Raw genomic sequence first — 18,203 nt, 5'->3', positions numbered from 1 at the left:
AGGTTGAGATGATCCGCTCCCCCCTGATGACCGTGATGACCGACGCCGTGATGAAGGCGTCCCGTTCGCTGAAGCGCGATTTCGGCGAAGTCGAGAACCTGCAGGTTCTCGCCAAGGGGCCGGGCGACTTCGTCTCCAAGGCCGACCACAAGGCCGAGGAGATCATTCGCGGCGCGCTGGAAAAGGCCCGCCCTGGCTACGGCTTCGTGATGGAGGAAAGCGGCGTCGTCCAGGGCACCGACGAAAGCAACCGCTGGCACATCGACCCGCTCGACGGCACGCACAACTTCCTGCGTGGCATCCCGCACTGGAACATCTCGGTGGCGCTCGAGCGCGACAACCAGTTCATCGCCGGCGTGGTCTACGACGCCGCCAAGGACGAGCTCTTCATCGCCGAAAAGGGCAAGGGCGCCTATGTCAACAACCGCCGCATGCGGGTCTCGGGCCGTCGCGAGCCGGCCGAGATGCTGATCGGCATGGGCGTGCCCCATATCGGCAAGGGCGGACATGCGCTCTTCCTGCGTGAGCTCGGCGCAGTCATGCCCCACTTCTCGAACGTCAGGCGCATGGGTTCGGCGGCGCTCGACATCGCCTATGTCGCGGCCGGGCGCATGGATGGCTATTGGGAGCGCGGCCTCAACACCTGGGATTTCGCGGCCGGCGCCGTGATGATCCGCGAGGCCGGCGGCACCTTCGGCACGCTCGACGGCAAGCAGCCGACCATGGCGCGCGACGTCATCTGCGGCAACGAGATCGGCGAGCAGGCGCTGCGGGCTGCCCTCAAGGCGGCCTGATCCGGGCCGGCGGCCTGCGGCCGTCGACAGCTCGTCATATGTCTTTGATCTTTCGCGCTTGATCATCGCGGCACGGGAGGCGACAGTTCCCGCCGCGGAAAAGCATGATGCCGAAAAGTGGGAACCGGTTTTCGGGCAACATCATGCTTTCGCTCTTCGACTTGTAGCGACGAACGGAAGACGAAGCATGGCGAACGAGGATTTGGCGGCCGAGGCGGAAACGGCCGCGCCTGTGCGGGACGAAACCCGCTTCTCGCGACCCCTGCGCTACGCCATCCGTGCGATCCTGTTCCTCGCCCTGATCGGCTTCCTCTGCTTCATTCTCCAGGCCGGGTTGATCTCGGCCTTCATGACCAATCCGGGCCTGAACGGCCTGATTCTCGGCGCGTTGCTGGTCGGTGTGCTGATCGCGCTGCGCGAACTCTGGCGCCTCCACAGCGAGGCGCGCGCCGCGACGCGGCTGGCTGCCGCCCCCGCCCTGGCCCAGGTCCAGCGCGGGCAGGTCATCGCGCCGCTCGGCCCGGTCCTGACGGCGCTCGACGACCGCAGCCTCGAGCCGTCCCAAGCCGCCGGCGTGCTCGAATCGATCGCCGTCAGGCTCGATGACGGGCGCGAGGTGCTGCGCTATCTCGCCGGGCTTCTGGTCTTCCTCGGCCTGCTCGGCACCTTCTGGGGCCTGCTCGACACCGTCTCCTCGGTCGGCAACGTCATCAAGTCGCTGCGCACCGGTGCCGAGGCCGGCGTGCTGTTCGACGAGCTGAAGGCCGGCCTTGCCGCCCCGCTCGCCGGCATGGGCCTGTCCTTCTCGTCCTCGCTCTTCGGCATCGCCGGCTCGCTGATCCTCGGCTTCCTCGAATTGCAGGTCGCCCAGGCGCAGCGCCGCTTCCGCAACGAGGTCGAGAGCTGGCTCGGCACCCGAACCATCGCCGCCACCCCTATGGTCGGTCTCCAGCCCCTGTCCGGCGGCCCGCTTTCGGACAGGCTCGATCGGCTCGGAGCCGCCATGGCCGAGAGCGGCGCCAACAACCGGGCCGCGACGCAGGCCCTGGCCAATCTCGCCGAAGGCATCCAGGGCCTCGTCCAGCACATGCGTTCCGAGCAACAGCTGATCCGCGACTGGGTCGAGGCGCAGGCGGCACGCGAGAAGGATCTGAAGCGGTTGCTCGAGCGCCTCACCGCCGACAATGTGATGGAGCCTTGATGGTGCTCCCCATGCCTGCCGCCGTGCAACCTGCAGGAGCCTGACCGCGATGGCCCTCTCCCGCTCGCACCGTCGCGAAGAGCTCAACTTCTGGCCGGGCTTCGTCGACGCCTTGTCGACGATGCTGATCGGCATCGTCTTCCTGCTCTCGGTCTTCGTGCTCGGCCAGTTCTTCCTGTCACAGGAGCTGACCGGCAAGGACACCGCCCTCGAACGGCTGAACAAGCAGATCTCGGAGCTCACCGACCTGCTGGCGCTCGAGCGGTCCACCAGCCGCCAGGCCCAGGAAAACCTGACCCTGCTGCAATCCTCGCTGACGCGGGAACAAGCCGAGCGCGGCCGCATCCAGGACATGCTGAACGCCCAGCCGGGGAACTCGGCCGCCCAGCTCGGCGAGGCGCAGAAGGCGCTCGAGGCCGAAAAGCAGCTCTCCGCCCGCGCGCAGTCGACGGTCGACCTCGTCAACCAGCAGATCATCGCGATGCGCCGCCAGCTCGCCGCACTGGAGGAAGCGCTCAGCGCCTCCGAGGCCAAGGACAAGGACTCGCAGGCCCGCATCTCCGAACTCGGCTCGCGGCTTAACGTGGCGCTGGCCCAGCGTGTGCAGGAACTGGCGCGCTACCGCTCGGACTTCTTCGGCCGCCTGCGCCAGGTTCTCGGCACGAGGCCCGACATCCGCGTCGTCGGCGACCGCTTCGTCTTCCAGTCAGAGGTCTTCTTCGATGCCGGCCAGTCCGTGCTGAAGCCGGAAGGCCGTGGCGAACTCGACAAGCTGGCCGCGATCCTCATCGATCTCGGTCGCGAGATGCCGCCGGACATTCCCTGGATCCTGCGCGTCGACGGCCATACCGACAACCGGCCGATCCGCTCGCCGCAATTCCCCTCGAACTGGCACCTGTCCTCGGCCCGCGCCATCGCCGTTGTCGAGTACCTGATCAGCAAGGGGCTGCCGAGCGACCGCATCGCCGCCACCGGCTTCGGCGAATACCAGCCGCTGGACGTCGCCAACAACGACGACGCCTGGCGTCGCAACCGCCGCATCGAGTTCAAGATCACCGAACGGTGACCGACCGCATGTCGAACTATCGCAGGTGCGGCCAGCGGCCGGCGCGTCGGGCCGCGCTCGCTCTTGCCGTGTGGCTCGTCGCAGCTCCGGCCCTGGCCGAGCCGCGGACCTCGACCATCGAGGATTGCGCCCGCTGCCATGGCGAGGACGGCATCGCGCGCGACACCGAGGTGCCGCATCTCGCCGGCCAGAACGAGCGCTACCTCTACAATCAGATGCTCGCCTTCCGCTCAGGCAGGCGCGCTCACAAGGAGATGCGCTACATGGCCCGCGCCATGTCGCTGCAGGAGATCGCGGCCCTCGCCGCCTATTACGCGGCGCTGCCGCCGCGCTGAGCGACCAGGTCAGGAAAGGGAGCGCACCGATGCCGCCCATCGAACCCGCCGACGCGGCCGAGCGCCGCGCTAGACCCGCCGTGGTCTGCTATCCGGTCGACGCCCTGCCGGTGCCGGACATGGCGATGCTCGGCCGCGCCCGCGATCGGCTGACGAAGACGGACGAGGTCATCGTCGCCCCGCGCGACGCCGCGTCCTTCCGCGTACCCAAGGGGCACTTCTTCCGGATCGTCGGCATCGAGGGCCCGCAGGTCGGCGATCTCAACCTCTGGAACGCCCATGATCTTTCGGAGCGCTTCTTCAGCGGCAAGACGCGCCAGCTCCACGCCACCCATGTCTCGACCGGAGACCGGCTCTGGAGCAGCCTGCCCAACTTGCGCCCCATGGCGACGATCACTCACGATACGCTGGCCTGGTATGGCTGGGACGCGGATGGCGGCGGCATCCACGACGTCATCGGCACGCGCTGCGACCCCTACACCAACCGCCTGCTCTCCGGCGACGATTACCACCATTGCTGCCATTCCAACCTGACGCGCGCGCTCGCCAAGGCGAAGGGCCTGCCGGTGCGCGAGGCCGAGATGCATGTCCATGACGTGCTCAACGTCTTCATGTGCACGGGCTTCACCCGCGACACGCACCAGTATTTCATGAAGGCGAGCCCGGTGCGGCCGGGCGACTTCATCGAGTTCTTCGCCGAGATCGATCTGCTGGGCGCGCTCTCCGCCTGCCCCGGCGGCGATTGCAGCACGACCCATTCCAGCGACGTCGCGGCCTGCTACCCGCTCAAGGTCGAGATCTTCAGGACGGAGCCGGAGCTGCTGGCCGGCTGGAAGGCGCCAGAGCCGAGCGCCTATCCCCGCACGCATGGCCTCTGACAGCCGTCCGGGCGTCGTTTGACAAGCATGCCCCTACGGAAGACAGATGGTTGCGATACGGAAAACCGGTTTCCGGGGGGAAGCAGAATGAGGATAGCAGGCCTGGCGGCGTTCGCCGCCGTGATGTCGGCTGGCACGCCGGTCGTCGCCCAGCAACAGCAGACCGAAGTCTTCTTCTGCAACAAGACCGGCTCGAAGATCTTCACCGCGCTGGCCCATGTCCCACAGGCGACCCGGAAATGGACGCTGACCGCCTGGCAGACGATTCCCGCCGGCAGTTGCAAGAGCGTCGGCCGCTGGAACACCGCGCTGTTCTACTACTATGCGGAAAAGGAAGGCCGGACCTTGCACTGGCCTGCCGCATCCGGCGTCGACAAGACCTTCTGCGTGCCCAGCCGGGCGATCACCCGCGAGATCGTCGGCGGAACCTGCGCGACAGGCGAGCGCAGCGTCGGCTTCAAGGGCACGGTCCCGAACGCGGGTAAGTACACGATCAACCTGACCTCCTGAGCGCCGCGCCTCAAGCCGCCTCGAGCCCAAACTGCAGCGCAGCTAGCCGGGCATAAAGCCCGCCGCGCGCCGTCAGTTCGGCATGTGTCCCCTCCTCGACCACACGGCCGTCCTCCATCACCAGGATGCGGTCGGCCGAGAGGATCGTCGCCAGCCGATGCGCCACGACCAGCGTGGTGCGCCCCTGCATCAGCGCATCGAGCGCATCCTGCACGGCGCGCTCGCTTTCGGAATCGAGCGCGCTCGTCGCCTCGTCGAGCAGCAGGATCGGCGCGTCCTTCAGCACCGCGCGGGCGATCGCCAGCCGCTGGCGCTGTCCGCCCGACAGTGTGACGCCGCGCTCGCCGACAATCGTGTCGTAGCCATCAGGCAGGCTGCGGATGAAGCCGTCCGCCGCGGCCAGACGCGCCGCCTCCTCGACCTGTTCCGGCGATGCGTCGGGCCGGCCATAGGCGATGTTGTCGCGAACCGAGACACCGAAGACGGTCGGCTCCTGCGGCACGAGCGCGAAACGCTGCCGCCATGCCTCCGGATCGGCCTGGGGTCCGGCGACGCCGTCGACGATGACGCGGCCCCGGCTCGGGTCGTAGAAGCGCAGCGCCAGCTGCAGCACCGTGCTTTTCCCGGCGCCCGACGGGCCGACCAGCGCGACGCGCTCGCCCGGCCTCACCGTGAAGCTGAGCTCAGACAAGGCCTCCACACTGCGGCCGGGATAGTTGAACGAGACGTTCTCGAAGGAAAGCTCGCCGCGCGACGGCTCGGGCATCGGCGAGGGATGCGGCGGTGCCGCGATCGCGGGTTTCGTGGCGAGAATCTCGCCGAGCCGGCCGGCCGCCCCGGCAGCCGCCGAGATCTCGCCATAGACCTCGGAGAGCTGGCCGAGCGAGCTCGCCGCCAGCACCGCATAGAGCACGAATTGCGACAGCCGCCCGCCGGTCATCCGCCCCTCGAACACCTCGGTCGCGCCGGTCCAAAGCACCCAGACGACACTGGCGCTGACCAGGAAGATCGCGACGCCCGACAGGACCGCCCGCGAGGCCGTGGCCGCCCGCGAGGCGCCATAGGCCTCGTCGGACACCGCTGTGAAGCGCGCCGCCGTCTCCTTGGAGGCACCGAAGGATTGCATGGTCCGGATTGCGCCGACCGCCTCCGCGGCGAAAGCGGAGGCATCGGCCAGCCGATCCTGCGCCGCCCTGGCGCGACGGCGCACCGAACGCCCCGAAAAGACCAGCGGCAGCACGATCAGCGGGATCGCCCCGATCACGATCGCGGAAAGCTGCGGGCTCGTCGCGATCATCAGCGCCAGCGCACCGATGGTCATGATCGCATTGCGCAGCGCGATCGAGGCCGTCGAGCCGAAGGTCGACTTGATCTGGGTCGTATCGGCCGTCAGCCGCGAGATCAGGTCACCGGCGCGGCTCGAATCGAAGAAGGCCGGCTCCAGCCGCGTCAGATGCGCGAAGACGTCCGAACGGAGGTCGGAGACGATGCGCTCTCCGACGGTCATGACGAGATAGAAGCGGGCAGAACTCGCCAGCGCCAGCACCGCGACGACACCTGTCAGCAGGATGAAGTAGCTGTTGGCCAGCCGCTGCTCGCCGCCGGAAAACCCGACATCGATGACCCGGCGCACCGCGACAGGCAGTGCAAGCGTCGCGACCGAGGCGACGACCAGAGCCAGCAGCGCCAACCCGATGCGCCCCTTGTGCTTCAGCGCGTAGGGCCAGAAGGATGCGAGCGAACGAAAGTCTGGCCGCGGTTTCTTCTCGTCTTTTTCAGCTTCGGGCACGCGTCTTCGTCCTGTTCTGCTTGCGCTGTCGGCCCGGCTGCGATATGTGCACGCGACTTCACGACAGGCTCATACGAATTTTTCGACGGGCCGGGCAGGCTCGCCTGCTTGTCGACCACGCCCGTTTATAGACGTTTGAGGATTCAGCCATGGCCAAGACCGGCATCCACCCCGACTACCACACCATCAAGGTCGTCATGACCAATGGCACGGAATACTTCACGCGTTCGACGCTCGGCAAGGAGGGCGACACCCTCAACCTCGACATCGATCCGACGACGCACCCGGCCTGGACCGGCGGCACCCAGCACATGCTGGACCGTGGCGGCCGCGTCTCGCGCTTCAATTCGCGTTTCGCCGCGATCGGCTCGCTCGGCAAGAAGTGATCTGGCCGCGGGCGGCCTCGCCCGCGCTGATCTGAATCAAAAAAGGCCCGGTCTTTCGACCGGGCCTTTTGCGTTGCGGCACGTTAGAAGGCTTTGCCCGTCCGAAGCGACGTCGTCGTCCTGGACAAGCCGCAAAGCGGCGAAGTCCCGGGATGACGGCTTCATTTTGAGGCCGTGCGAACGAGCTTGGAAACGGCGACCGCTCAGAACGCCAGGCCGAGGCGTGCCTGGAGGCTGGCGAGCTGGTCCTGGACTGGATTGGCCTTTGGCGCAGCCGGCGCCTTGCCTGCCATCTGGCCTTCAAGATGGCGGATGCGGCCCTGCAGTCGGAAGGAGTGCTCGATCAGGTCGCGCAGGCCCTGCGGCAGTCGCTCGAATTCGGTCTCGACCGCTGACACGATCTGCTCGGGAATCCGCACCTTGTCATTCTCGGCGCGGGCCTGCTCGGCGGTCATCTCGCCCTCGGCGACCGCGCGCTGCACCAGAAGCCAGGAGGCGATCTGCATCAGTCGCGTGGTCAGGCGCATGCTCTCGGTCGCATAGGACAGGGCGACCTCGCGCGGCAGCGCCGCCGACTGCGCCCGGCCGTCCCCGTCGAGATAGGCCGCCGTCTCTTCGACGAGCCCCATCCCCTCCCGGAACAGCGCCATGAAGGCATCCGACTTCACGAAGCCCCGCGCGAAGGAGATCGCGCCCTCGTCGGCAGCCGGCTCGAGCAACATGAGATCGTTCATTGCGGTGTCTCCCATCGGCACAACGCCGTGTCCGCATGGCACACGTCGCGGTTCATGCCGCCGATGTCGCAAAGATAGCGCCGATGGGCCGGCGCCGCGCCGGTAAGGTGTGGTTAACCTTAACGGGGATACACACCATAAAAAAGAGCCGCCCGGGGGCGGCTCGAAGGTCAACAGGGAGGCGTCAAACAGAGCGGGCAGGAGCCACTCACATCCAGACAATCTGGACCTCTCGATTCATACTTTGGAATCGTTAAGCGCGCGTTAACGCGGCCGGAAATTGCCGCTTTTTCAATCGGTCTTGCGAAAGAATGCGTCTGCCGCGCTTCGCGAGGCAGCCTTCTTGATTCTCGCCTCGGCGAGACGCTCGATCTCGGCCTTCAGCGCCTCGACCCGCAGGTCGATCTCGGCCAGCGAAAGCATCGACAGGTCCTGACCGATCTCATGGACCATTTTGGGCTTCGGACGGTCATCGTCGGAAAACAGCGACATCGGGGCCTCCCTCCACTCAAGACGGCGCGCACACTAGGACCGATGACCGGGCGACGCCACTGCCGGAATCCACCGGGCAATGACGTGCTTTTTCTTGGACAGTCGCTCTTGCCTCGCCTATAAGGCGCGCCATCCTGTTCATCGACGATGATTTGGATGGCCGGCCGGGGAGGCCGGTCGGCGCATGAGAACACTTGTCCAGAACCCTTGTCCGCGAGGCCGATCCGGCCCGATCGCCGGCTTTCGAAATTCAGGAGACAGCCCGTGTCGAATCCCCCGCTGATGCCGAAGGCCACCGCGGTCTGGCTGGTCGAGAACACGTCCCTGACCTTCGAGCAGATCGCCGACTTCTGCAAACTCCACCCGCTGGAAGTGCGCGGCATCGCCGATGGCGAAGTCGCCGCCGGCATCAAGGGTCTCGATCCCATCACCTCCGGCCAGCTCACCCGTGAGGAGTTGGAGCGCGCCGCCAAGAATCCGGCCCATCACCTCAAGCTCGCCGAGCGCAAGGTGAAGGTGCCCGAGGTCAAGCGCGCAAAGGGCCCGCGCTACACTCCGGTGTCCAAGCGTCAGGACCGCCCGAACGCCATCCTCTGGCTGCTGCGCAACCATCCCGAGCTCAAGGACGCGCAGATCATCCGCCTGATCGGCACGACCAAGTCGACCATCGCCCAGATCCGCGACCGCACCCACTGGAACGCCCAGACGCTGACGCCGATCGACCCGGTCAGCCTCGGCCTGTGCTCGCAGATCGATCTCGACTTCGAGGTCGGCCGCGCCGCCAAGGACCGTCCGGCCGCGCTGGCCGAGGCCGGCTCGACCCTGCTTTCCGCCGAGGAGACCACGGCCCCCGAGCCGGTGCGCAGCGAGAGCCAGCCCTTCGCCGACATGAGCAAGCCGAAGCGCGAGGAAGAGGCGGCGATCGACGTCGATTCCGTCTTCGCCAAGCTCAAGCAGATGAAGCGTCCGGTCGACGAGGACGACGAGTGAGCTGAGGCTCCTGGCGCCTTCTCATGGCGTCGTGCTCGGGCCCGACCCGAGCATCTCCGGCAAGCTTTTCCCGGGTCAGCGCCACGCGCTGCCCGAGAAGGGCGGCCGCCTCTACCCGATCCCCCTGCCCTTCAGCGCCACCCCGATCTCGTCCAGCACGGCGGGGTCCTCGATCGTCGCGGGCATGGCGTAGCTCTCGCCATCGGCGATCTTCTTCATCGTCGCGCGCAGGATCTTGCCGGATCGCGTCTTCGGCAGCCGCCCGACCGTCAGCGCCAGCCTGAAGGCGGCGACCGGGCCGATCTTCTCGCGCACCAGCGCGACCAGTTCGCGCTCGATGACATCCGGGCTCTGAGAAACGCCGGCCTTCAGCACGACGAAGCCGCAGGGCTGCTCGCCCTTGACCGCGTCCCTGATCCCGACGACGGCGCATTCGGCGACGGCCGGGTGCGAGGCCAGAACTTCCTCCATCCCCCCTGTCGAAAGCCTGTGGCCCGCGACATTGATGATGTCGTCGGTGCGGCCCATGATGAAGACATAGCCGTCCTCGTCGATGAAGCCGGCATCCGAGGTGTTGTAGTAGCCCGGATAGGTCGTGAGATAGGCCTCGCGGAAGCGCTCATCGTCCTTCCACAGCGTCGGCAGCGCGCCGGGCGGCAGCGGCAGCTTGAGCACGATCGCACCCATCGTGCCCGGCTTCACGGGCTGCCCGCCCTCGTCGAGGCATTGCACGTCCCAGCCCGGCAGCGGCACGGTCGGCGAACCATGCTTGATCGGGAGAAGGCCGAGCCCGAGCGGGTCGCCGACGATGGGCGAACCGCTCTCGGTCTGCCACCAATGGTCGATCACCGGCACCTTCAGCAGATCCTCGGCCCATTTCAGCGTCTCGGGATCGGCCCGCTCGCCGGCAAGGAACAGCGCCCTGAAGCGCGACAGGTCGTGGCCGGCGAGATATTTGCCCTCCGGATCCTCCTTGCGGATGGCGCGGAAGGCGGTCGGTGCCGTGAAAAGCACCTTGACGCCATGCTCGGCGACGACGCGCCAGAAGGCTCCGGGGTCGGGCGTGCCGACCGGCTTGCCCTCGTAGAGTACGCTGGTCGCGCCCTGGATCAGCGGCGCATAGACGATGTAGCCGTGCCCCACGACCCAGCCGACATCGGAGGCGGTGAACATCACCTCGCCCGGTCCGACATCGTAGAGCTGGTCCATCGTCGCCTTGAGCACGACCATGTGCCCGCCATTGTCACGCACCACGCCCTTGGGCCGGCCCGTCGTGCCGGAGGTGTAGAGGACATAGAGCGGATCGGTGGCCGCGACTTCGACGCACTCCGCCTTGCGGCCGGCCGCCTTCGCGGCGGCGACCAGCATGCGCCAGTTCTTGTCGCGCGTCGCATGCATCGAGGCTTCCGCCTGCGGGCGATTCAGCACGACGCAGGTCGCAGGCTTGTGCCTGGACATCTCGATCGCGCTGTCGAGCAGCGGCTTGTACTCGACCACGCGCGTCGGCTCGATGCCGCAAGTGGCCGTCAGGATCACCTTCGGCTCGGCATCGTCGATGCGCGTCGCCAGCTCCTTCGCGGCAAACCCGCCGAACACGACCGAATGCACCGCGCCGATGCGTGCACAGGCGAGCATTGCAATGGCCGCCTCCGGCACCATCGGCATGTAGACGATGACGCGGTCGCCCTTGGCGACGCCGAGATCCTGCAGCACGGCGGCCAGCGTCGCCACTTCGTCGAGCATCTGGGCATAGGTGAATGTGGTCTTGGTCCGGGTGACCGGGCTGTCGTGGATCAGCGCGATCTGGTCACCGCGGCCGGCCTGGACATGGCGGTCGAGGGCATTGAAGCAGGTGTTGCAGGTCGCGTCCGGAAACCAGCGCCCATAAGCCCCCTGGCTGGCATCGAAAGCCCGTTGCGGCGGCTTGATCCAGTCGATGCCCTTGGCGATCTCCAGCCAGTAGGCCTCGGGATCGGCCCGCCAGCGCGCATAGGTCTCGCGATAGCCTTCGGCGGGCCGGGCGGGTACGGCATGGGAGCCATTCATGGGGAGCGTTCCTCTGCGCCGGGTTTCATCCTAAAGCCCCGCGGCGAGCCGGCGTTGGCGGAGCGGTTTGGCGCAAATCCTGCGCACTCCTCCCGCCGTGAGGCAAGCTTTCGCGGTTACGACTTTCGCCCATCCCATCCTGCCCAGAGACCTCGCGGCGCGGCTTCGCTCATGTCCTTCGATCTCGCCTTCTTCGCCGCCATGGTTCCGGCCGTCATCCTGATGGGCCTGTCGAAAGGCGGCTTCTCGGGGCTCGGCCTGCTCTCGCTGCCGCTGATGGCGCTCGTCGTCTCGCCGGTGGCCGCCGCGGCGATCATGCTGCCGCTGCTGATGGCGCAGGATGTCGTGACCGTCTGGTCCTACCGGCGCGAATTCGACAGGCGCGTTCTCGCGACCCTGGCGCCGGGTGCGCTGCTCGGGGTGCTCGCGGGCTATCTGCTGGCAGCCAAGGTATCGGATGCCGCGGTCGGGCTCGCCGTCGGGCTGATCTCGGTCGGCTTCGCATTGCGCCGGATGCTCGCGGGCAAGGGCACCCCGCCGGCGGCGAAGCAGACGAGCTGGCCGGCCGGCGGCTTCTGGGGCTTCGTCTGCGGCTTCACCAGCATGATCGCTCATGCCGGCGGGCCCCCCTTCCAAATCTACGTCATGCCGCAGAAGCTGCCGCCCGCCGTCTTCGTCGGCACCGGCGCGATCTTCTTCGCCGCGATCAATGTGGTGAAGGTCATTCCCTACATCGCACTCGGCCAGTTCAGTGCCCAGAACCTCACGGCCTCGGCGGCTCTGCTCCCGGTCGCGGTCGCGGCGACCTTCGCCGGGGTCTGGCTGGTCCGGCGTGTGCCGGCCGAACGCTTCTACGGCATCATCTACTGGCTGTTGCTGGCGGTCGGCGCGAAGCTCATCTTCGAGGGTATCAGGGCCCTGCTGCCATGACCGCGGCAGCCCCCGGGACCATCATCCGCACCGCCCAGGCCCGAGATGCCGGGGCGATCGCTCAGGTCCATGTCGCGGCGTGGCGGGAAAGCTATGGCGGGCTGCTGCCGGCGCCCATGCTCGCCGCGCTCTCGGTCGAGATGCGCGAGCGCAGCTGGAATACGATGCTGTCCGACCTGCCGGCCGCCCGTCTGACAACGGTGCTTGTCGCGGAACAGGGCGGCGAGATCGTCGGCTTCGCTTCTTGCGGTGCCCAGCGCGACCCTGAACTGGCAGCCGCGGGCTTCCCGGCCGAAATCAGCGCGATCTACCTGCTGGCCCGTTGCAAGCGGGAGCGGCTCGGCACACGGCTGATGACGGAGTCATTCAGCGCGCTCTCGGAAGCGGGCTTCCGGTCGGCCAGCCTCTGGGTCCTTCGCGACAACGCGCCCGCCCGCCGCTTCTACGAGGCCCTGGGCGGCGAAGTCATCGGCGAGAAGGAGGATCGAAGGGGCACGACGGCTCTCGTCGAACTCGCCTATGGTTGGCGCAGCCTGGCGGTGCCGCGCTGAACGGCGACGGGCTCGGCACGAGCGGCCTCTTCGCCAGAATGACTAGTTACAAGCGCCGCTCGAGCGGGCTAGATCGAGCCGTTGGGAAGGACGCCTCGATGACCAACTCCGTTTATGACACCGACCTCGATCGCAACCCGGCGAACCACCAGCCGTTGACGCCGCTGCCCTTTCTGGAGCGCGCCGCGTCCGTCTTCCCCAACCGCACGGCGATCATCCACGGCCCGCTGCGGCGCTCCTATGCCGAGTTCTACGCGCGCTCGCGCCGGCTCGCCTCCGCGCTCGCCCGTCACGGCATCGGCAAGAACGACACCGTCGCCGCCATGCTGCCGAACACGCCGGCCATGCTCGAATGCCATTACGGGGTGCCCATGGCAGGCGCCGTGCTCAACACGCTCAACACCCGCCTCGACGCCGCAATCATCGCCTTCTCGCTCGACCATGGCGAGGCGAAGGTCCTGATCACCGACCGCGAATTCTCGAAGACCATCAAGGAGGCGCTGGCGCTCTGCAAGGTCAAGCCGCTGGTCATCGACTATGACGACCCGGTCTATGACGGGCCGGGCGAGCGGCTGGGCACCATCGAATACGAGGCGTTCATCGCTGGCGGCGACCCGGATTTCGACTGGCAGATGCCAGCCGATGAATGGGACGCGATCACGCTGAACTACACCTCCGGCACGACCGGCGATCCCAAGGGCGTGGTCTACCATCACCGCGGCGCCAACCTGCTCGCCACCTCGAACATCATCACCGGCAATCTGGGCCGGCACCCCGTCTATCTCTGGACGCTGCCGATGTTCCACTGCAATGGCTGGTGCTTCCCCTGGACCATCTCGGTCGTTGCCGGCACCCATGTCTGCCTGCGCCAGGTCCGCGCCAAGGCGATGTATGATGCCCTTGCAGACCATGGCGTCACGCATCTCTGCGGCGCGCCGATCGTGATGTCGGCGCTGCTGAATGCTCCCGCGGAGGAGCGGCGCGACTTTCCGCAGACCGTATCGTTCTTCACCGCGGCGGCCCCGCCGCCCGAGGCGGTGCTCGCCGGCATGAAGCAGGCCGGCTTCGAGGTCACCCATCTCTACGGGCTGACCGAGGTCTACGGCCCGGCCGTCGTCAACGACTGGAACAGCGAGTGGGACGCCCTGCCCGCCCCCGAACAGGCGGCGCTGAAGGCCCGCCAGGGCGTGCGCTATCCCGCACTCGAGGGGCTCGACGTGCTCGATCCCGAGACGATGCAGCCGGTCCCGCGCGACGGCGCGACCCTGGGCGAAGTGATGATGCGCGGCAACGTCGTGATGAAGGGCTACCTCAAGAATCCGAAATCGACGCAGGCCGCCTTCGCCGGCGGCTGGTTCCACACCGGCGACCTCGGGGTGCGCTATCCGGACGGCTATATCCAGCTCAAGGACCGCTCCAAGGACATCATCATCTCCGGCGGCGAGAACATCTCCTCGATCGAGGTCGAGGATGCCCTCTACAAGCACCCGGCCGTGCAGGCGGCCGCCGTGGTGGCGCGCCCAGATGAGAAATGGGGCGAGACGCCTTGCGCCTTCGTCGAGCTCAAGCCCGGAGCCAGCGCGACCGAGGCCGAGATCATCTCGTGGTGCAAGGGACTGCTGGCCTCGTTCAAATGTCCCAAGACGGTCGTCTTCACGGAAGTTCCGAAGACGTCGACCGGCAAGATCCAGAAGTTCCGGCTGCGCGAGATGGCGCGCGCGCTGTGAGCGCGGCGCCATCCGATGGCCTTGGGATCAACCGCGCCTGAGCATTCCGTCGGGCGTCGAACTGTCGACCGCCTTCGGAACCACGGCGGAAAGCCGGTCCAGCAGGTCGTCGCGTGACAGCCCGGTCTGCCGCGTGATCGCGGCGATCAGATCAGGCCCCAGGGCCCGCTCCAGATCGCTCGGCGCCACGTCCTCGTTCGGGCCCTGGCGAACCCAGGAATCCGCCTTCTGGCCCTGGCCGGATTGCGTGAACTTGTCCACCAGTTCGCCGAGGCCGCCCAGGATGCCACCGACACCCTGCCCGGCCTGGCCCATTCCGGCAGGTGCACGAGCGCCGCCGGCGCCACCCGGTTGCTGCGCCTGCTGCGCGGCGCCGCTCAGCCATTCACCGATCTTGTCGCGGTTCTGGTAGCCCGCGACCGCCAGCAGCCCGAGCAGGGCCGTCAGCGAAGGGAATCCACTGCTCGAATCGTCAGCCATCGATGTCACTCCTGACAGGTGGGGAAATCGGATCAGACGGAGCTTCGGCGGCCGGACACCATCCCCCAGACCAGAAGCACGACGATTGCGCCGACGACGGCGCCAATCAGCCCCGCGCCCTCGCCCGGCGCGTACCAGCCCAGCGCCTGGCCGAGATAGGTCGCGACGATCGCGCCCACGATTCCGAGGATCGTCGTCAGCACAAAACCGGCCGGCTCATTCGAACCAGGCAGAATGAACTTGGCGATGACGCCCGCCACGAAGCCGATGATGATGGTCCAGATGAAGCCCACGGCATCCCTCCCTTGCTGAGCTCATTCCGCTGCAGAACAGCCGCAGCCGCCTGGAGGTTCCATTCTGCCGCCACAATTGTGGCGAAGCGGAGCCGAAGCTGCCCCAGGGTCGGATTTCGCCCGGTAGCAGCGGCGTTCTGGTCAAAAAAAAGCGGCCCCTTTCGGGGCCGACTGAAACCTCTCTGATGGTTCTGAGTACCGGGCCGCATCTGCCCGGCGCTGCATGTCAATGCAGCGTTCGGTCCGGCATGGTCTGCCGCACGCGCTCGATCTCCTCCTTCAGCAGCAGCTTCTTCCGCTTCATCTCGACCACGGAGAGACCGTCGGAGGAGGGGCTGGCCACGGCCTGCGCGATGGCTTCCTCAAGCTGACGATGCTTGCGTTCGAGTTCGACGAGATGGGTCTGCAGCGACATCTGGATCCTCCTGATGAGCGGTTGACAGAGGCACTCTGACATAGAGCCGGCTTCACGTCTGCGGGCCAATCTCGCACCGCAACATGAGATTCTGTGATCGTGACCGGCTCCTTTCCCGGGCGTCACGAATATGACGTGACGGCCCCACGCCGTGCGTCACCACACTTGCGGCGCGGACGGCGTCTCAGCATAGTCGCGGCCAATAACGGCGATGATGAGATGGCTTCATGGGATTCGAGCTCAGCCCGGACGAGATCGAGACCTTCACCACGGAACTGGCGCGCCTGCGCGAGGAGCATCGCGATCTCGACAGCGCCATCGACGCGCTCGAACGCGTCGGCGCGATCAACCAGATCCAGGTGCAGCGGCTGAAGAAGCGCAAGCTCTATCTGAAGGACCGCATCTCGCAGATCGAGGACGCGCTGACGCCCGACATCATCGCGTAGGAAATCCTCTTTTTGGCGGATTAAAGAGAGATTTCGTCTATTTAAATCGATTTACATGGCGGCAAGGCCGCTGTAGAGCAGCACGCGCCATATCCTCGACGCCTACCTGCGAAAGGGCGTGCCCGGCACTCCGTTGCCGACCTCCCGCAGGTGCGCTACAGGCATGGGACGACCGTTTTATTGGGATCAGACCATGGCCAGCCACGGACACCACGCCGACGACATTCCGCAGATGGACTATCGCGAGCACGAGCGCACCTATCAGGGCTTCGTGCACTTCGCCGAAGTCGGCACCGTCGCCTGCCTCGCCATCGTGGCCGCGCTCGCCGTCGGCGGTACCAAGCATGCCTGGGGCACCGCGATCATCGGCACGCTGCTGACGCTCGTCACCACCGGCGTCGGCATTGCCTCGAAGTCGATCGGCTGGAAGGCCACGGCAGTGCCTCTGGTCCTCATGCTGCTGGCGCTGCTGCTCCTGCCCACCTCCCACTGAACCTGCCCCAGAGCGCCCGAGAGGTTCGCCGCCATGCGCATTGCCGTGCCAGCCGAAACGCAGGGGGCGGAAACCCGCGTCGCTGCGACCCCGGAGACCGTCCGCAAATTCATCGGCCTCGGGGCCGAGGTCGTCGTCGAGAAAGGCGCGGGCCTCGCCTCGGGCATCAATGACGCGGACTATGAGGCTGCGGGCGCGAGCATCGCCAAGAACGCCAAGGACGCGCTCAAGGGCGCGGCCATCGTGCTGAAGGTGCGCCGTCCGGCCGAGGCCGAGATCGCCGCGCTGCCCGCAGGCGCGCTCGTCGTCGCGACGATGGACCCCTATGGCAACGAGGCGGCCCTCGAGGCGCTCGCCAAGGCCAATGTTGCCGCCTTCGCCATGGAGTTCATGCCGCGCATCACCCGCGCCCAGGTGATGGACGTGCTCTCCTCCCAGGCCAACCTCGCCGGCTACCGCGCCGTGATCGACGGCGCCGCCGAATATGGCCGGGCCCTGCCGATGATGATGACGGCGGCTGGCACCGTGCCAGCCGCGAAGATCTTCATCATGGGCGTCGGCGTCGCCGGCCTCCAGGCCATCGCCACCGCACGCCGCCTCGGCGCGATCGTGACCGCGACGGACGTCCGCCCGGCCACCAAGGAACAGGTCGAATCGCTCGGCGCCAAGTTCCTCGCCGTCGAGGACGACGAGTTCAAGCAGGCGCAGACGGCGGGCGGCTACGCCAAGGAAATGTCCAAGGAGTATCAGGCCAAGCAGGCCGAGCTCACGGCGAGCCACATCGCCAAGCAGGACATCGTCATCACCACCGCGCTGATCCCCGGCCGCCCGGCGCCGAAGTTGATCTCGGCGGCGATGGTCGAAAGCATGAAGGCAGGCTCCGTCATCGTCGACCTCGCGGTCGAGCGCGGCGGCAACTGCGAACTCGCCAAGCCGGGCGAGGTCGTCACCACTGCGAACGGGGTGAAGATCGTCGGCCATCTCAACGTGCCCGGCCGCCTCCCTGCGACCTCGTCCTCGCTCTACGCCAAGAACCTCTTCGCCTTCGTCGAGACGCTGATCGACAAGACGGAGAAGAAGCTCGCGGTGAACTGGGAGGACGAACTCGTCAAGGCGACCGCCCTGACGAAGGACGGCGCCGTGATCCATCCGAATTTCGCGGCCAAGCCCGCATCCAAGCCTGAGCCTGTCGCCGAGGGGAGCGTCAACAATGGCTAATCCGACACCCGAACAGGCCCTCGAGCAGGCGCGCAGCGCCGCCGCGCTGGCCAAGCAGGCGGCCGAGCTCGCCGAACGCTATGCCGAGCAGGCAGCCCATGCCGCCGGCGCCGCGGTCGGCGTCGACCCGACCGTGTTCCGCCTCGCGATCTTCGTGCTCGCCGTCTTCGTCGGCTACTACGTCGTCTGGTCGGTGACGCCGGCCCTGCATACGCCGCTGATGTCGGTCACCAACGCGATCTCATCGGTCATCGTCGTCGGCGCGCTCTTGGCGGTCGGCGTCGAAGCGCTGCCCGCCCTCGGCGATGGCCCGGTCTGGGCCAAGATCTTCGGCTTCCTCGCCCTGATCCTCGCCTCGGTGAACATCTTCGGCGGCTTCCTGGTCACCGAGCGGATGCTCGCCATGTACAAGAAGAAGGGCTGAGCGCC

General features: G+C 67.0%; 22 protein-coding genes. 15 read left to right on the top strand and 7 right to left on the bottom strand.

Features of this window, described 5'->3' with window-relative positions; all coding sequences use genetic code 11:
• Positions 1 to 8: 8 nt before the first annotated feature.
• The 6 genes from VGN82_RS03275 (at position 9) to VGN82_RS03250 (ending at position 4,784) form a co-directional block, all read left to right on the top strand.
• Complete coding sequence (locus VGN82_RS03275; protein ID WP_327525557.1) at positions 9 to 794, top strand: inositol monophosphatase family protein; 786 nt, start codon at positions 9 to 11, stop codon at positions 792 to 794.
• A 187-nt stretch (positions 795 to 981) separates the two neighbouring features.
• Positions 982 to 1,995, top strand: coding sequence for a flagellar motor protein MotA (locus tag VGN82_RS03270; RefSeq protein ID WP_327525556.1), 1,014 nt, complete (start codon positions 982 to 984; stop codon positions 1,993 to 1,995).
• 49 nt (positions 1,996 to 2,044) lie between these two features.
• The gene (locus VGN82_RS03265) at positions 2,045 to 3,061 is read left to right on the top strand and encodes a peptidoglycan -binding protein (protein ID WP_327525555.1); all 1,017 of its coding nucleotides are present in this window, start codon (positions 2,045 to 2,047) and stop codon (positions 3,059 to 3,061) included.
• The gene (locus VGN82_RS03260) at positions 3,058 to 3,396 is read left to right on the top strand and encodes a c-type cytochrome (protein WP_327525554.1); all 339 of its coding nucleotides are present in this window, start codon (positions 3,058 to 3,060) and stop codon (positions 3,394 to 3,396) included. Before VGN82_RS03265 ends, VGN82_RS03260 begins: the two co-directional genes overlap by 4 nt.
• A 29-nt stretch (positions 3,397 to 3,425) precedes the next feature.
• Positions 3,426 to 4,274: an urea carboxylase-associated family protein gene (locus VGN82_RS03255; RefSeq protein WP_327525553.1), complete on the top strand. Its 849-nt coding sequence runs from the start codon at positions 3,426 to 3,428 to the stop codon at positions 4,272 to 4,274.
• 87 nt (positions 4,275 to 4,361) lie between these two features.
• Positions 4,362 to 4,784, top strand: coding sequence for a DUF1036 domain-containing protein (locus tag VGN82_RS03250; protein WP_327525552.1), 423 nt, complete (start codon positions 4,362 to 4,364; stop codon positions 4,782 to 4,784).
• A gap of 10 nt (positions 4,785 to 4,794) precedes the next feature.
• Here VGN82_RS03250 and VGN82_RS03245 read toward each other — a convergent pair whose 3' ends face one another.
• Entirely contained in the window at positions 4,795 to 6,573 is a 1,779-nt protein-coding gene (locus tag VGN82_RS03245; RefSeq protein WP_327525551.1) for an ABC transporter transmembrane domain-containing protein, read from the bottom strand.
• A 149-nt stretch (positions 6,574 to 6,722) separates the two neighbouring features.
• Between VGN82_RS03245 and rpmE the strand changes: the two genes are divergently transcribed.
• Positions 6,723 to 6,959: a 50S ribosomal protein L31 gene (gene rpmE / locus VGN82_RS03240; RefSeq protein WP_054208515.1), complete on the top strand. Its 237-nt coding sequence runs from the start codon at positions 6,723 to 6,725 to the stop codon at positions 6,957 to 6,959.
• 203 nt (positions 6,960 to 7,162) lie between these two features.
• Here the strand turns inward: rpmE and rcdA are convergent, their stop codons facing one another.
• Together rcdA and VGN82_RS03230 are read right to left on the bottom strand one after the other, a co-directional pair.
• The gene (gene rcdA, locus VGN82_RS03235; protein ID WP_327525550.1) at positions 7,163 to 7,693 is read right to left on the bottom strand and encodes a protease adaptor protein RcdA; all 531 of its coding nucleotides are present in this window, start codon (positions 7,691 to 7,693) and stop codon (positions 7,163 to 7,165) included.
• 291 nt (positions 7,694 to 7,984) lie between these two features.
• Positions 7,985 to 8,185, bottom strand: a complete 201-nt coding sequence (locus VGN82_RS03230; RefSeq protein WP_327525549.1) for a DUF1192 domain-containing protein — start codon at positions 8,183 to 8,185, stop codon at positions 7,985 to 7,987.
• A 264-nt stretch (positions 8,186 to 8,449) separates the two neighbouring features.
• Between VGN82_RS03230 and VGN82_RS03225 the strand changes: the two genes are divergently transcribed.
• The gene (locus VGN82_RS03225) at positions 8,450 to 9,175 is read left to right on the top strand and encodes a DUF1013 domain-containing protein (RefSeq protein ID WP_327525548.1); all 726 of its coding nucleotides are present in this window, start codon (positions 8,450 to 8,452) and stop codon (positions 9,173 to 9,175) included.
• 111 nt (positions 9,176 to 9,286) lie between these two features.
• Here the strand turns inward: VGN82_RS03225 and VGN82_RS03220 are convergent, their stop codons facing one another.
• Positions 9,287 to 11,221: a propionyl-CoA synthetase gene (locus tag VGN82_RS03220; protein ID WP_327525547.1), complete on the bottom strand. Its 1,935-nt coding sequence runs from the start codon at positions 11,219 to 11,221 to the stop codon at positions 9,287 to 9,289.
• A 171-nt stretch (positions 11,222 to 11,392) separates the two neighbouring features.
• Between VGN82_RS03220 and VGN82_RS03215 the strand changes: the two genes are divergently transcribed.
• The 3 genes from VGN82_RS03215 to VGN82_RS03205 all read left to right on the top strand — a co-directional run bounded on the left by VGN82_RS03215 (position 11,393) and on the right by VGN82_RS03205 (position 14,429).
• Positions 11,393 to 12,151, top strand: a complete 759-nt coding sequence (locus tag VGN82_RS03215; RefSeq protein WP_327525546.1) for a sulfite exporter TauE/SafE family protein — start codon at positions 11,393 to 11,395, stop codon at positions 12,149 to 12,151.
• Complete coding sequence (locus tag VGN82_RS03210; protein WP_327525545.1) at positions 12,148 to 12,702, top strand: GNAT family N-acetyltransferase; 555 nt, start codon at positions 12,148 to 12,150, stop codon at positions 12,700 to 12,702. The genes VGN82_RS03215 and VGN82_RS03210 overlap by 4 nt, the downstream gene beginning before the upstream one ends.
• Positions 12,703 to 12,800: 98 nt before the next feature.
• Complete coding sequence (locus tag VGN82_RS03205; protein WP_327525544.1) at positions 12,801 to 14,429, top strand: acyl-CoA synthetase; 1,629 nt, start codon at positions 12,801 to 12,803, stop codon at positions 14,427 to 14,429.
• Positions 14,430 to 14,456: 27 nt separating this feature from the next.
• Here the strand turns inward: VGN82_RS03205 and VGN82_RS03200 are convergent, their stop codons facing one another.
• From VGN82_RS03200 to VGN82_RS03190, 3 genes are all read right to left on the bottom strand, one after another.
• Positions 14,457 to 14,909, bottom strand: a complete 453-nt coding sequence (locus VGN82_RS03200; RefSeq protein ID WP_327525543.1) for a YidB family protein — start codon at positions 14,907 to 14,909, stop codon at positions 14,457 to 14,459.
• Positions 14,910 to 14,941: 32 nt separating this feature from the next.
• Positions 14,942 to 15,202, bottom strand: coding sequence for a GlsB/YeaQ/YmgE family stress response membrane protein (locus tag VGN82_RS03195; RefSeq protein WP_327525542.1), 261 nt, complete (start codon positions 15,200 to 15,202; stop codon positions 14,942 to 14,944).
• A 226-nt stretch (positions 15,203 to 15,428) separates the two neighbouring features.
• On the bottom strand, positions 15,429 to 15,617 hold the full coding sequence (locus VGN82_RS03190; protein WP_327525541.1) for a YdcH family protein: 189 nt from the start codon (positions 15,615 to 15,617) through the stop codon (positions 15,429 to 15,431).
• 227 nt (positions 15,618 to 15,844) lie between these two features.
• Here VGN82_RS03190 and VGN82_RS03185 point away from each other — a divergent pair, with 227 nt between their 5' ends.
• The 4 genes from VGN82_RS03185 (at position 15,845) to VGN82_RS03170 (ending at position 18,198) form a co-directional block, all read left to right on the top strand.
• Positions 15,845 to 16,063 carry a YdcH family protein gene (locus VGN82_RS03185; RefSeq protein ID WP_327525540.1) on the top strand — a complete coding sequence of 73 codons (219 nt, stop codon included), beginning with the start codon at positions 15,845 to 15,847 and terminating at the stop codon, positions 16,061 to 16,063.
• 193 nt (positions 16,064 to 16,256) lie between these two features.
• The gene (locus VGN82_RS03180) at positions 16,257 to 16,556 is read left to right on the top strand and encodes an aa3-type cytochrome c oxidase subunit IV (protein ID WP_327525539.1); all 300 of its coding nucleotides are present in this window, start codon (positions 16,257 to 16,259) and stop codon (positions 16,554 to 16,556) included.
• A gap of 33 nt (positions 16,557 to 16,589) precedes the next feature.
• Positions 16,590 to 17,774 carry a Re/Si-specific NAD(P)(+) transhydrogenase subunit alpha gene (locus VGN82_RS03175; protein WP_327525538.1) on the top strand — a complete coding sequence of 395 codons (1,185 nt, stop codon included), beginning with the start codon at positions 16,590 to 16,592 and terminating at the stop codon, positions 17,772 to 17,774.
• Positions 17,767 to 18,198 (top strand): NAD(P) transhydrogenase subunit alpha part 2, encoded by a 432-nt coding sequence (locus VGN82_RS03170; RefSeq protein ID WP_327525537.1) that lies wholly within the window; start codon positions 17,767 to 17,769, stop codon positions 18,196 to 18,198. The genes VGN82_RS03175 and VGN82_RS03170 overlap by 8 nt, the downstream gene beginning before the upstream one ends.
• Positions 18,199 to 18,203: the final 5 nt, after the last annotated feature.

Origin of the sequence: Allobosea sp. (assembly GCF_035999205.1) — a bacterium.
Taxonomy (GTDB): Bacteria; Pseudomonadota; Alphaproteobacteria; order Rhizobiales; family Beijerinckiaceae; genus Allobosea.
Note: the sequence above shows the minus strand (reverse complement) of the source record. Positions and strands in the feature narration are given on the sequence as shown.